The 13,556-nt window shown below is 60.3% G+C and carries 8 protein-coding genes and 1 pseudogene; 5 read left to right on the top strand and 4 right to left on the bottom strand.

Translation table 11 applies throughout. From position 1 onward, the window contains the following. Window positions 1-44: 44 nt before the first annotated feature. The 4 genes from TU73_RS11350 to TU73_RS11335 all read right to left on the bottom strand — a co-directional run bounded on the left by TU73_RS11350 (window position 45) and on the right by TU73_RS11335 (window position 5,416). On the bottom strand, window positions 45-965 hold the full coding sequence (locus tag TU73_RS11350) for a homocysteine S-methyltransferase family protein (RefSeq protein ID WP_057012451.1): 921 nt from the start codon (window positions 963-965) through the stop codon (window positions 45-47). Beyond that, window positions 962-2,011 (bottom strand): ABC transporter substrate-binding protein, encoded by a 1,050-nt coding sequence (locus TU73_RS11345; RefSeq protein WP_057012257.1) that lies wholly within the window; start codon window positions 2,009-2,011, stop codon window positions 962-964. Before TU73_RS11345 ends, TU73_RS11350 begins: the two co-directional genes overlap by 4 nt. A gap of 14 nt (window positions 2,012-2,025) precedes the next feature. Then, a complete protein-coding gene (locus tag TU73_RS11340) occupies window positions 2,026-4,065 on the bottom strand; it encodes an ATP-binding cassette domain-containing protein (protein ID WP_231984829.1) in 2,040 nt (679 codons plus the stop codon). Between the two features lie 283 nt (window positions 4,066-4,348). After that, window positions 4,349-5,416: a sigma-54 interaction domain-containing protein gene (locus tag TU73_RS11335; RefSeq protein ID WP_057012256.1), complete on the bottom strand. Its 1,068-nt coding sequence runs from the start codon at window positions 5,414-5,416 to the stop codon at window positions 4,349-4,351. Window positions 5,417-5,761: 345 nt separating this feature from the next. Between TU73_RS11335 and TU73_RS11330 the strand changes: the two are divergent. The 5 genes and pseudogenes from TU73_RS11330 (at window position 5,762) to TU73_RS11310 (ending at window position 13,539) form a co-directional block, all read left to right on the top strand. Continuing rightward, a pseudogene (locus TU73_RS11330) lies at window positions 5,762-6,837 on the top strand (ABC transporter substrate-binding protein). Window positions 6,838-6,851: 14 nt separating this feature from the next. After that, window positions 6,852-8,078 carry an alpha/beta hydrolase gene (locus TU73_RS11325; RefSeq protein ID WP_057012255.1) on the top strand — a complete coding sequence of 409 codons (1,227 nt, stop codon included), beginning with the start codon at window positions 6,852-6,854 and terminating at the stop codon, window positions 8,076-8,078. A gap of 13 nt (window positions 8,079-8,091) precedes the next feature. Continuing rightward, window positions 8,092-9,297, top strand: coding sequence for an LLM class flavin-dependent oxidoreductase (locus TU73_RS11320; protein ID WP_057012254.1), 1,206 nt, complete (start codon window positions 8,092-8,094; stop codon window positions 9,295-9,297). 4 nt (window positions 9,298-9,301) lie between these two features. Beyond that, window positions 9,302-10,855, top strand: a complete 1,554-nt coding sequence (locus TU73_RS11315; protein WP_057012253.1) for an ABC transporter substrate-binding protein — start codon at window positions 9,302-9,304, stop codon at window positions 10,853-10,855. Window positions 10,856-10,977: 122 nt separating this feature from the next. Further along, entirely contained in the window at window positions 10,978-13,539 is a 2,562-nt protein-coding gene (locus TU73_RS11310; protein WP_057012252.1) for a TonB-dependent receptor plug domain-containing protein, read from the top strand. The last annotated feature ends 17 nt before the right edge of the window (window positions 13,540-13,556 follow it).

Here is a 13,556-nt window from a genome sequence, read left to right as displayed (position 1 = left end):
GAGTTAATTATGGCCACGCGAAACGTTGTGCTCACCCCTCACAGTCATGCGCTGACAACCGCTTCGTTTGGCAGCAGATGCGCATGCAACTGCGCAATATGTTCAGGCCCGATACCGCAGCATCCACCGACAATACTGGCACCCGCCGCTACCCAGGTTCTGGACCAGTGCAGGTAGGATTCAGGGCCCAGGTCGCGGCGAATCTCCAGCAGCGTGCTGTTGGCCTTTGCCTCTGTGCTGACAGGCGGAAACGCGTTTGCGTAAACCCCCAGCTCGATGCTTTGATCGAGGCGTAGAAGGACATCCCGCGCCACCGCCAGCGCCGCTGCCATGACTTCCGGCTGGCTGCAATTGAACAGCACCGCCCTCGCCCCCAATTCGACCGCTACCTGTACCGCCTCGGCGACTGACTCCGAGGAACGCAATCGCGGTGGCTCGCCGGCTTCATCAAGCAGCGTGAACGACAGCCAAAGCGGTTTCGATTCTGCGCCAAGCGCCTCGACGACTGCCCGGACTTCAGCGATGGAACTCTGGGTTTCCGCCAGCCAGACATCAACGTGCGCCTGCAATCCGGCGATGAGCTCGCGATGGATCACGACCGAACGTTGATGATCAAACAAGTCAGGTCGATAAGACCCTAGCGCCGGCGGCAACGACCCGGCCACCGTGACCGGTTCGGTGCTACCGGCCGCCGCCTGACGAGCCAGGCGTCCGGCCCGTTCGGCCAGCGCACGGCCCTGCTCGGCAAAGCGCTCATCGCCGACGTGAAACGGCACCACCGCGTAGCTGTTAGTGGTGACGATTCGCGCACCGGCCTCAATAAATGCCTGATGAGCCTGCAGCACATAGTCAGGCGCCTCGATCAACGCGAGGGCCGACCATTCCGGCTGGCGAAACGGTGCCCCGATACGCTGCAATTCGCGGCCCATGCCGCCATCGAGCAAACGCAAGGACGCCTGGCTCATTGGATCGCGCTCGCTTTCGGCGCCGAGGCGGCGAGCCATTGATCAACCGTGGCACTGTTCGCCTGTACCCACGCCTTGGCCGCGACGTCCGCTGGCTGTTTTTCCTTTTCGATCTTCAGGATCAGCTCATTGAGTTGCGCAGGTTCGATCGCAATATTACGCAGAAACTCGGCAATTTTCGGTGCGCGTTTCTGCAAGGCAGCGGACGCCAGGACATGCACCTTGGCATCCGGGAAGGCGCAGGTGATCTGACTCTTGTTCAGCCAGTCCGGGTCGACGGTCGGACTGATGAATTTCCAGCAACCATCAGCCTTGTACAGTGGGTCATCTTTTTTGTTGTCCTGGGCGTAACCGTCGAATGCCGGCTCTTCCAGGCGACGCAGGTCAAAGGCCGAAAAGATCCAGTCCGGGGTGTAGGCATAGAACACCACGCCACGTTGCGCCTTGTAAGCCGAGGCGAGTTTGGCGTAGGTCACCGAGGCTTCGGTGGACACCGACTCGAATTTATCGGCAAACCCGTAATCCTTGGCCTTGATCTGGCCGATGTAAGTCGACTCCCAGCCCGCCGGCCCCACCAGCAACTCCGCCTTACCGCCACCCAGTGGCTCAAAAAGCTTGGCCACTTCAGGTTTTTTCAGGTCGTAGATGGATTTGACCCCGTACTTGTCTTGCAAATAACCGGGAATGTAAAACCCTTGTTCGCCCGCATACGGATGAGTGTTCGGCACCAATGACCGGGTGCCGCCCGTGACGTATTTAGCCCAGGCAGCCGACTGATTAGGCAGCCAGATATCGGTCAGTACGTCGACCGAGCCGTCGCCTTTGGCGGCTGCGCTGAACAGCACCGCGACATCCCCGGCCAGATACGACACATCGCCATCCAGTCGGCTTTTGATGACCTCACCAAGTATGTGTTGAATGGCGATAGCCCCCGTCCAGTTCTGCTCGCCAATGACAATTTTGTCCTTGGCGAAGACGGTGGCCGGGAGAATCAGGGAGGCCAGTAATGCGGCCGCACCGAAGGTACGCGACAGATGTGTCTTCACGATAAATCTCTCAGTTAGTTGTGCCGGTGGTCTTGCTTGCGCAAGCTCGATTGAATGATTCGGTCAGGGATCAGTGCACACAGGACGATCGCCACGCCGGCGAGCACACCTTCGCCGCCCTTGATGTTGCGCAGCGCCGTCATCACGTCATAACCCAGGCCACCGGCACCGATCAGGGCAGCGACCACCACCATCGACAAGCTCATGACGATGGTCTGGTTGATCCCCAATAACAGCGAGCGGCGAGCCAAGGGCAGCTGCACTTTGATCAGGGTTTGCCAAGGACTGGCACCGTGTGCCACCGCCGCTTCGACAGCATCCTTCGCAACTTCCTGGATACCCAGCGACGTCAGACGAATCATCGGCGCCAGGGCGAAAATCACGGTCGCGATCACGGCGGGGGTCTTGCCGACAGAAAAGAACGCCACGGCAGGAATCAGGTACACAAACGTCGGCAGGGTCTGCATAACGTCCAGCAGGGGCGTAATCACCCGCCGTACAAGCGGACGCTTCGCCAGCAGGATGCCTGTGGGTACGCCAATGACCAGGGCAATCAGTACCGAAGAACCGACCAGCGCCAGCGTGGCAATGGTTCGCTCCCAAAAGCCAAACAGGCCGATGTACAACAAGGCTGAGCTGCTGGTCAGTGCCAGCGCCAAGCCAGCTGAACGCCACGCCAGAAACACCAGTGCCAGTGCCGAAACCGGCCATGGCAACCAACCTAGCAGGTTTTCAATGCCTTCGATGACGGTGCGAACGGCAACGATCACGCCGACGAATGCCCCCTCGAACGTCACCTGCGACCAGCCAATGAATTCATCAATGCTCTGTGCCGCCAGCAGCAAGGCCTGGCGATTGGCCGGGAACTGCAGCAGCACACCGGTGGCGTCAGGTGTGACGACGCGCCAGATCACCAATGCCTGACTGACCATCAGCACAGCCAAAGGCAGCCCCCAACCCGATACGTTGCGCAGCACAGGCTGGCGGCTCAACGAGAACGCGGTGAAACGACTGGCCGTGAACACCATCACCGCCGCCAGAATCGCCAGCCAGGATGAACTGGCAATGCCCTGGGCCAATGCCGCTAGCGCTGCGAGCTCAACTGCGAAGCCGAGCCAAAACAAACCGCCCTTGCCTCGCGCAGCAAGCGCCGCAGGCCCCAGCAACAATGCCTGCCACCCGCGCAAGCCGGGGTGGACGTGCGGCCCACGAGGAGCGGTTTCGGGGAGCTGAAGGCCAACGCTGTCGACGCTGTGAAGGGGCGTATGGGTTGGATTGAAGTCCCGGAAAAAGTCCGCAACTTCGGCGTCAACGGGATGCTCGAGCAACTGTTTGGGCGTGCCCAATTGCACCAGCCGTCCTCGGCGCAGCACTGCGATGCGGTCAGCAAGGCGTATGGCTTCGGCCGGGTCATGGGTGACCAGCAATGTGCTGATACCGCGCTCACGCACCAGTGCCAGGAAATGACTTTGCAGATCGCGTCGAATGGTCGGATCCAGCGCACTGAACGGCTCGTCCATCAGTAGAATGTCGGGATCAATCACCAATGCGCGTGCCAGGCCAACCCGTTGCTGCATGCCACCGGACAACTCATGGGGATAATGTTCGCCCCACCCCTCCAGACCTACCGCCTGCAACTGCACAATAGCCGCAGCATGACGAATCGACTCGGGTTCACCACGCAACTCAAGGGGCAACGCGACGTTGTCCAGCACCGTACGATGGGGCAACAGGCCAAAATGCTGAAACACCATCCCGATGCGGCGCGATCTCAAGTCGCGCAAAGCTTTGTGGCTCAAACCGCTGATGGTCTGCCCTTCGACCAAGACATCGCCACTCGAGGGCTCAATCAAGCGATTGATATGCCGCAGCAGCGTGGATTTCCCGCTTCCTGATGTGCCCATCAGGCACAGAACTTCACCGCGCCGCACCTTCAAACTGACATTGCTGACGGCCGGCAGCACTGACGAACCTTTGCGCAGATAGGCTTTGGTGACGTCTCGCAACTCAAGCACAACGTCGGCCTCATTGGCGTGATCGCTGAAGGGTTCCACACGCTGTTGAGATGAGTCGATCAGGGCAGTTGCCAAAGAGGTTTGAATAAGTGTCACAGGAGCTCCGGGCAAGCGACCCCTGGATGCGGGCAACGCGCTCGCCCCAGAGTAGAAAATTGGCTGAGCCTCAGGCCATGATCCGAACACCGTGCCCTGAAGCAAAAAAAGCGCCGCGCAGGGAGCGCAACGCTTTCCAGAGACATAAAGCTAATCGATCTTAAAAAGAACAAATAAATATCTTTTTGGAATTAACTTAAGCTTTCTCGCCCCGGCTAGCTATCAGTTAAATTCTCGCTGACGCTCCCAACTCACCAATCTTTTCCAGTCGTGCCCGGACAATGTTGCGACTGATATTGAGCAGGCGCCCAGTCTGCAATTGGTTGCCATGGCAGTATCGGTAAGCAGCACGAAAGATCGTCTCTTCAATATGCTCGTAAAGGTCAGGAATATTCTTTTCGAATAACGCATTGAGGGCCGTTTCCAAGTCCACGGGACCGCTGAGGGCAGCTGGAGTATGGGTAGCCTCATCCTGGCGAATACCCGAGGATCGCATGTCCACCAGATGAAGATCCGGCGGCTGCACCAACTGGTTGCGGCACACCAGCAAGGCGTGGTGAATGGCGTTTTCGAGCTCGCGGATATTGCCCGGCCAGCTATGTTCCAACAGCTTTCGCTCAGCATCGATGCTCAACGTGGCGCGGTTGTACCCCAGTCGCTGGCAGTGCTCTTCGAGAAAAAATTCCGCCAGGGGCAGGATATCGCCCGGCCGCTCGCGCAGAGGCGGCAGTCGAATGGTGGCGACGTGCAGACGGTAGAACAAGTCTTCGCGGAAGTTACCTGCCACGACGGCATCGGCAAGGTTAACGTTAGTGGCGGCCACCAGCCGCACATTGATCGGGATCGGTGTCCGCGAGCCCAGGCGCACGACTTCGCGCTCCTGCAAAACGCGCAGCAACTTCACCTGCATGTTCAACGGCAGATCACCGATCTCATCGAGAAACAGCGTGCCGCCGTTGGCGGCTTCAAACCAACCGGCCTTCTGGGTGGTAGCGCCGGTGAACGCGCCTTTCTCGTGGCCGAACAATTCGCTTTCCACGAGGGTCTCGGCAAACGCGCCGCAGTTCACCGCCACGAAAGGTTCACGTCCGCGGCGGCTCAGATGATGGATATGCCGTGCGACCAATTCCTTGCCGGTCCCGGTCTCGCCAATGATCAAGGTATTGGCTTCGCTGGGTGCCAGACGCTCAATACGTGCCAGTAATTCCTGGGAGCGCGGGTCCTTGAAGACCAGCACGGTGGCACGCACCGACTTGGTCAATTCGCGAGGATTAGGATGAGTGATCAGCGACATGGTGCGTTCCTGGCAGTAAAAGCGCGTGCTCAATAGTGCATGAAGTTCTCTAGACCATTTAATTATAAATTAATATTTATATATTCCTTTATCGCATATAACAACAACATGACCGACCACTGCTGCTGGAGCAGCAACCGGCCAGCACCCACGTGTTCGTCCACCAGCAGCAGATCAAACAGGCCATTGCTACCTCAAACGCTGCAGCCCATGCAGCACGCGGTCTAGAGCGATTTTTCCAGCTGCTGGCATGCAATCTGCTCTCTCGCTCCCAACACGATCCCCTGTAGGAGCCGGCAAGCCCGCGCCTACAAAGGGTTTTGAATTCAGGTAGGGAGAAACCTCATGAGAAATTTCTGGCACAGAAGCCTCATCGCTCTGTTCGGCCTACTGGCAAGCAGCGCGGCGCTCGCCGAGTCGGCTGCCCCGGCCTCGGTAAAAATCGCTATCGTGGCCTACACGCAAGGTGGCAAGCCAGTGTTTGGCGGGATTGCCGGCCGCGTGATCGAAGAAGGTTGGCTGCAAGCCCAACTGCGCGAGCGCGGGGTGAAACTCGAATGGATCGCCCTACCCCACGCTGGCGCTGGCCCGCAGATCAACGAAGGGTTCAGCAACAACAGCCTGGACTTCGCCGTACGCGGAGACCTGCCCTCAGTGATCGCCGGTGCCGGCGGTGTGCCGGGCAAGCTGATCGTGCCCGGCGGCAGTGGTAACAACGTTTACCTGGTGGTGCCCAAAGGCTCCAGCGCCAAGACCATCGATGACCTCAAGGGCAAGCGCTTGGCCCTGCACCGTGGCCGGCCTTGGGAGTTCGCATTCAGCAACTTCCTCGCCAGCAAAGGCCTGAAACTCGATGACTTCAAGATCGCCAACCTCAACCCGCAGGTCGGCGCGGCAGCGGTATCTGCCGGCAAGGTCGATGCAGCCGTGTTGCTCAGCGAGGCCTATGCCCTGGAAGACAAAGGCGTGGGCAAGATCATCTGGTCGACCAAACAGGGCAACAATGACTGGCGCCTGATTTCCGACCTGTGGGGCACCGACTCTTTCGTGCAGCAGCATCCAGACATCACCCAATTGCTGGCGACCGCCTGGGTCAAGGCCGCGTGGTGGATTTCTCAACCGCAAAACCAGGATGCCTATTACCAGCTGTCCTCTCGCGCCGGTACCGCTGAAAGCGTGCTGCGCCGCGACGACCAAAACGACCCGGTGGCCTGGAAGGAACGCTGGGCGCCGAAAAGCGATGCGCAACTCAAGGCCCACTATCAGGCCCTCACCGCCTACGCCCTGGCCAACCATCTGATTCGCGACGCTATGACATCGGCCCGTCACTGGCTACCGGCTTTACCAACCAGGCTTTGATCGACCTGAAACTCACCGACTACTGGCCGGCCCTGCGTGGCCAGGTCAGCACCAATCCTTGATAGGGAAATTGATAATGAAACTGCCGCACTCTTTCGCCTACGGTCTCAGCGTACTGGCCTTGTCCATGAGCGCGTTCGCCGCTGACGTATACGCCCCAAAACCGGACCCACTGCAAGGTGATGGCCGCGTCTCGGCGTTCTACACCTGGGAAAAGGCCATTCCAGCCATTCCCGGAAAGCTGTTACGCAGCGAACCGCTGGACAAGACCATCAGCCTGGCAAACGCCGCCAGCGCCCAACGCATCCTCTACACCTCCACCGATGGCATCGATAATAAAACCCCAGTAGTGGTTTCCGGTGCGTTGTTCCTGCCCAAGGGCACACCGCCGGCCGGTGGTTGGCCGGTCGCAAGCTGGGGCCATGGCACAGTCGGCGTCGCAGATGTGTGTGCACCGTCCTGGCAAGGTCGCTCCTACCGCGATGTGGCGTACCTCAACCGCTGGCTGGCAGAAGGGTTTGCGGTGGTCGCCACCGACTACCAAGGGCTCGGCGTACCCGGCGGTCACCCGCTGCTGAACAGCCGCATGGCCGCCTACGGCATCCTCGACGCCGCCAAGGCCGTAGTTGCAGGCGTACCTGGGTTGGCTGACAAGGTATTGATCGTCGGCCAGTCCCAAGGCGGGGCCGGCGCGTTTGCCGCAGCTGCCTATGCCGCCACTTACGCCCCGGACCTTGGCGTCAAGGGCAGCATCGGCACCGGCGTGATCTACACCCTCGACTACGCGAAAAACCCCAGCGAGGAAGTGCGCAATAAAGTCGACCCGACCCTGGCCTACGGCTTCTACACCTTGCTCGCCGCCCAGCAATACGACCCGAGCATCAACCCGGCGGAATTCTACACCGACAAGGCGCTGCCCATTTTCGAACAGGCTCGCACTAGCTGTCTGTTCGCTCTGGAAGGCGACGTGGAGGGCCTGGGCCTGAGCATTGCCAACACCAAGAAAGATTACAAAGGCAAACAGCTCGCGCCGTGGCTCGCGCAAGTCGCCTACCCCACCCTGAAAACATCCAAACCGGTGTTCATCGGTACCGGTGCCGAAGACGTCACCCCAGCCGCCGCGACCCAGGTCAAGCTGATGCAGGACGCCTGCAACGCCGGTTCCGTAGTCGAAGGCCACCTGTACAAAGGCCTGGGCCACAGCGCGACGGTCAATGCCTCGCTCAAGGACTCGATCCCATTCGCCCACAAAGTCATCAACGACCAGCCGATCACCCCAGTCTGCGCCCCAACCGCGCAGTAAGCAGGAGGCTTGCATGAGCATCGAATTTTTTACTCGCCTGCCGCTGCACGGCGAAACCCAGTTCCTGCCGGGCGACCCACGTAACCGTGGCGACTGGCATCGGGGCGGTCCCGACAGCACCGGGGCGGTGTCCGGGTTCAGCGTGGGCGACCACTTCACTTACATCGACTACCTGGGCCAGATCGCCAAGGCCGCCGAGATCAATAAGTTCGGCGGTGTGTTGATGGTCAACGCGCCCAGCGGCGAAGAACCGTGGACGGTGTGCTCGCTGCTGGCCCGCGAAACTCGTACCCTGCAATTCGTCACCGCGTTCCAGCCCTACCACTACACCCCATGGGTGGCCGTGCAGCAGGCGGCGACCTACCAACGCGCCACCGGCAACCGCCTGGTATGGAACATCATCAACGGTGGCTCGGACGCGATCCAGCGCCAGGTCGGCGACTACAGCGACCACGATGAACGCTACGAGCGCGCCGCCGAATTCATGGACGTGGTCAAGGGCTATTGGCACAACGAGTCATTTCACTATGATGGCAAGTTCTACAAGGCCGACGGTGGTGGCTTGCGCGCGCCGCTGAAAAAGGCGCAGTTGCCACTTATCTGCACCGCTGGCTCATCCATCGCTGCACGGGAGTTCGCCGCCAAGCACGCGGATTTCTACTTGATGCGTGCCGAGCACCCGGATGAAATCACCGCTCTGATCGCCGACCTGCGCCAACGTGCCTTGAAATGGGGGCGCACCGATATGCGCTTTGGTCTGTCGATAGACGTGATCACCCGCGAAACCGAAGAACTGGCGCGCACTGAAGCCAAGCGTTTCTTCGACGAAGGCATCGCCCGTGGCGTGGTCAAGGCCGTGGCCGCCCACGCCGGGCTGCGCACCGCGCGCAAACTGAGCTATGAGCACGGTTTTGCCGAGAAAAACGAGGCGCAGGGTTTCGATGACTTTTTTATCCACCCGAACGTGTGGGCTGGCTTCGGCTATATCGGCATCCCACCAGGCTGCGCGCTGGTAGGCAGTTATGAAAACGTGGTGGCGCGGATTCGCGAATACAACAACCTCGGCATCGACCTGTTCTTCCTCGCCGGCTATCCGCACCTGGAAGAAGCCTACCGACTCGGCGAGCATATCCTGCCGCACTTTCGCAGCGAACGCTCGGTGTTGAGCCGTCCCCTGGAGCCGGTGCGCGAACTGCACTCGGCCAACGGCGGAGCCTGAAACCATGATCTTACTGCTGAGCCGTCGAGACTTTCTCGGCTACAGCGCGACCGTCGGCGGCGCACTGCTGCTGGCGGGTTGCGGCCCGAATGACGCACCGGCTGCCACCGGCAGCGACCAGCCACGCTACGGCGGCCGCCTGCGCCTGGGGATTCTCGACGGCAACCAGAGCGGCAACCTGGACGCGCATAAACCGGTGGGCAGCGGCATCGTTCGCGGCTTTGCGCTGTACAGCAAGTTGTGGGAGTGGGATGAGCAAATGCAGCCGCGCTTGGCACTGGCCGAGTTTGCCGAGCCCAACGCAGATGCCAGTACCTGGACCCTGCGCTTGCGTCCGGGCCTGGAGTTTCACAACGGTAAGACCATTGACGCCGACGACCTGATGTTCTCGATCCGCCGGCTCACCGATCCGCAACTGGCCTCGCCGTATGCGGCACTGCTGCACTGGGTAGACCGCGACAACCTGGTCAAACTCGACAACCGCACCGTGCGCCTGAACTTTCGCGACGGCCGCAGCTATATGCCGCTGGCCGAAACCTGGGTCAACTTCGGCGGTATCGTGCCGGTGGATTACCACCCGGTCACCAATCCAGTGGGCGCCGGCCCCTACAAACTGAAAAGTTTCACCCCCGGCCAGCGCTCGCTGTTCGCGCGTTTCGAGAATTACTACAAGGAGGGTAAGCCGTACGCCGATGAGCTGGAAATCATCGATTTCAAGGATCAGGTCTCACGCCTCGCCGCACTGCGCGCCGGGCAGATCGACATGGCCAACTCGATGCCCACCGAACAGCTGCCGATCCTGGAGAAGGACCCTAGGTTGAAGGTCATCAAATCGGTGACCGGCAACTGGCTGTCCTTCGATATGAATCTGGACAAGCCGCCCTTCAACGATCCGCGGGTGCGCGAGGCGTTTCGCTTGCTGGCCGACCGTGAAGAACTGGTACGCCGCGCGCTGAATGGCCAGGGCCGAGTGGCCAATGATTTGTATGCGCCCAGTGACCCCACCTTCAACCACAGCCTTGGCCCGCGACCGTACGCCCCTCAGCGCGCAGCGCAATTGCTCAAGGACGCTGGCCAGGAAAACCTCGAGGTGGAACTGATCACCACCCCGGGCCCAGGCTTGAGTTCAGCATTAGTGCTGGCTGAGCAGGCCAAGCGCATCGGCGTCACCCTTAAGGTCAAGCAAGTAGACCTCGCCACTTTCCAGGGCCCGCTGAAAAACGATTGGACCCTGAGCACCGGGGGCAGCATCGGTGCACCGTTCCTCGCCAGTGCAATCCACACCGACGCACCCTTTGCAGTATCCAACAAGACCCACTTCAACGACGCGCAATTCAGCGAACTGTTCCTCGCCGCCATGGCCCAGCCCGACCTGGAAAAACGCAAGGTTCTGGTGCATCAGGTGCAGCAGATCCAGTACGAACGCGGCGGCATGTTGATCTGGGGTTATGCCGACCTTCTGGACAGCGTTTCCACGCGCGTCGGTGGGGCCCAGGCAGAAGAGTCGCTGTTCAGTACCTGGCGCTTCGAGAAGCTCTGGCTCAAAGACACGGCCTGACACCTCATTCCCCGCAGGAGCCCGACTTGCCGGCGATGAGGCCCCCAAGCCTTGCGCCGATCAACCGGACGCCTACGGGGCATCACATTGATACCCATTTTTCGACAGGAGTCATTTCTGCCATGCACGCTATCGCCTTGCGTTTACCCCTGCTGCTGGCAGTCACCCTGCCGCTGCAGGCTTTTGCCACCGAGACCCAACTACAGACCGTGACCGTGCAGGCAAGCGCCAGCGAGTCGGATGACGACGCACTGCCCACCCGCCCGCCGACCTCGGTGTACGGCGGCACGGAAACCAAAGTGCTGGACACGCCGCGCTCCGTGGTGCAAATCAATGCCGAGCAATTGGCGAGCGGCGCAATCCACAGCGCCGACGACCTGGTCAAATATGCGCCCGGCATCACTCGGGGCGGCGGGCAAAACGCGGGGATCGCACCGCAGTTTCGTGGCCAGGGTTCGGAGACTTTCCAGGACGGCCAGCGTGGTTACGCCGTGCGTCACCCCGCCAACTTCAACGCCTATGAAGGTGCGGACATCGTTGCCGGCCCGTCCTCGGTGACTTACGGCTCGGTATCCGGCAGCGGCGGCTACGTCAACTATCTGAGCAAGAAACCCGACTTCAACGGGTTCAAGACCAAACTCAGCGGCGAACTGGGTTCGTGGGTTCCGGACGGCACCTCACGCAGTTCCAACAAATTCAGCATCGACAACACCGGGCCTCTGAGTGACAACCTGGCCTACCGCGTGAGCATCACCAAGCAGCGCCAGGAGGACTTCTATGACAATGTCGAGAACAATTTTGACGCCCTCTATGGCGCGTTGGCCTGGCGCAACGAGAACGTGCGCGTCGACTGGAACGCCAGCTACGACAACTACTACGACTACAACATCACCCACGGCTGGAACCGCGCTACCCAGGACCTGGTGGACAACGGCAAATACTACGCCGGGCGCGCCACGCCGATTATCCAGAACGGCAGTACCCTGTGGTCGCCGGTACTGGCTTCGGGCGCCGCCGATGCGCCAACTCTCGGTTGGGTAAAACGCCAACGCAACGCCCAGGGCCAATACAGTGTGGTCGACGGCAGCTTCCAGACCGCCTCACCGAATACCCAGGCCAACCCCGGCAGCCTGCGTGGCTGGGTGTATGACCCGACGCTGGCGGGCAATGGCGAGCAGTCGCTGTCATCACAGACCGGGCAGCGCAAAGAGGACGAAAGCAGCTCGCGGCGCTTTACCACGCAACTGCGTATCGAGGCCGACCTGTCGCCGACTATCACCGTAGCCAACAGCACGTTCTATGAACGTTCCAAGGACATTACCGATGCCGTGGGCGCATTCCAGGTGCAATCGAAGGACAACATTTTCGATAACCGCTTCGAGTTCCGCTCGCGCAACGAGACCCGGCTGGGCGGCTGGACGCTGCGCGATGACAGCAACACCGGCCTGATCTACCGCCGCGAATTCAACCAGTCGATTGCTGCGAACAACAGCTTTGGCTCGACCATCAATGCCTATGACCTGACCCAGGACCCTTCCGGCAAAAACCCCGGCGACTTGCTCGGCCTCGACGCCAGCAACCCGGCCGGCGGCAACGGCGCGTGGATCGGACAACCCGGCGTACCGCAATACTCCAACTACTACGGCTGGCTCAACCTGCCGCCCATGTATGCAGCTGGGCACGGTCTTTACGCCGAATCGGTGGCGCCCTACACCGCTGAAAGCACCTGGACCACCAAGACCCTGTTCAGCCAGCACAACCTCAAGTACGGCGAGTATTTCGGCTTGAATATTGGCGCCAGCCGCAGCTGGATCGAGGCCGAGATCGACAACCCGTTCGTACTCGCCGGTGGCAACCGGCGCAAGGATAGCGACAATTACCGGCTGTTTGCTTTCCAGGTCAGCCCGTATGTAAAACCGACTGAAAACACCACGCTTTACTACACCTTCGACCGCTCGTTGGCGGTCAACACCGGGTTCTTTTCCAACGGCCTTGGCTGGGGCAGCGGCAGTGGCGCCAACCAGCTCAACCCGCTGGCGTTCCAGAGCTTGAGCGTGCTGCATGAAGTCGGGGTAAAGGTCGAAGCAGTGCCTGACCAGCTGTTCATGACATTGGCGGCGTTCAAACAAGCCCGCGACCAGGCGCCTGACAGCAATAACAACATTGCGCGGCTGATGATCAAGGGGGTGGAAGCCACCGTACGCTATCAACCGGACGACCACCTTCGCAGCGGTCTGAACCTGTCCAAGCTCAACGCCTATAACGAGTTCACCTCCCAGGCCGGATTTGCCTCAGCGGGGTTCATTCCCGACAACGGCACAGTGTTCGGCGATAACAATAGCCTCAACCAGCGGCCATCCGGGCGTTACGACGCGGTGCAGATTCCTGAATACACCGCCAGCGGGTATGTCGACTACCGCTTCGACTCAGGCTTTGGCGCCGAACTTTCAGGCTGGTGGACCAGCAGTTGGTACCTGAACCTCAGCAAGACCGTAAAGATCCCGAATGAATACAACCTCGATCTCGCCGTGTACTACCGCCAACCGCAATGGAGCACCACATTACGAGTGCTGAACCTGACCAATGAACTGAACTTCGTCAGCGGACTGGCCGGTTCCACCAACACCTTTTTGCAACCCATGCCTGGCCGCACCGTGTTGGCCCAGGTCGACTATCAATTCTGATCCGCACCAGGAGCACG

It is taken from the genome of Pseudomonas libanensis (assembly GCF_001439685.1).
Taxonomy (GTDB): Bacteria; Pseudomonadota; Gammaproteobacteria; order Pseudomonadales; family Pseudomonadaceae; genus Aquipseudomonas; species Aquipseudomonas libanensis.
The sequence above is the reverse complement of the archived record's forward strand: the minus strand, read 5'-3'. Positions and strand labels throughout refer to the sequence as shown.

Excerpts from the sequence above, each read along its gene's own strand:
- TU73_RS11350 (WP_057012451.1), bottom strand. The coding sequence starts at position 965 with ATGAGCCAGGCGTCCTTGCGTTTGCTCGATGGCGGCATGGGCCGCGAA.
- TU73_RS11335 (WP_057012256.1), bottom strand. The coding sequence starts at position 5,416 with ATGTCGCTGATCACTCATCCTAATCCTCGCGAATTGACCAAGTCGGTG.
- TU73_RS11325 (WP_057012255.1), top strand. The coding sequence starts at position 6,852 with ATGAAACTGCCGCACTCTTTCGCCTACGGTCTCAGCGTACTGGCCTTG.
- TU73_RS11320 (WP_057012254.1), top strand. The coding sequence starts at position 8,092 with ATGAGCATCGAATTTTTTACTCGCCTGCCGCTGCACGGCGAAACCCAG.
- TU73_RS11315 (WP_057012253.1), top strand. The coding sequence starts at position 9,302 with ATGATCTTACTGCTGAGCCGTCGAGACTTTCTCGGCTACAGCGCGACC.
- TU73_RS11310 (WP_057012252.1), top strand. The coding sequence starts at position 10,978 with ATGCACGCTATCGCCTTGCGTTTACCCCTGCTGCTGGCAGTCACCCTG.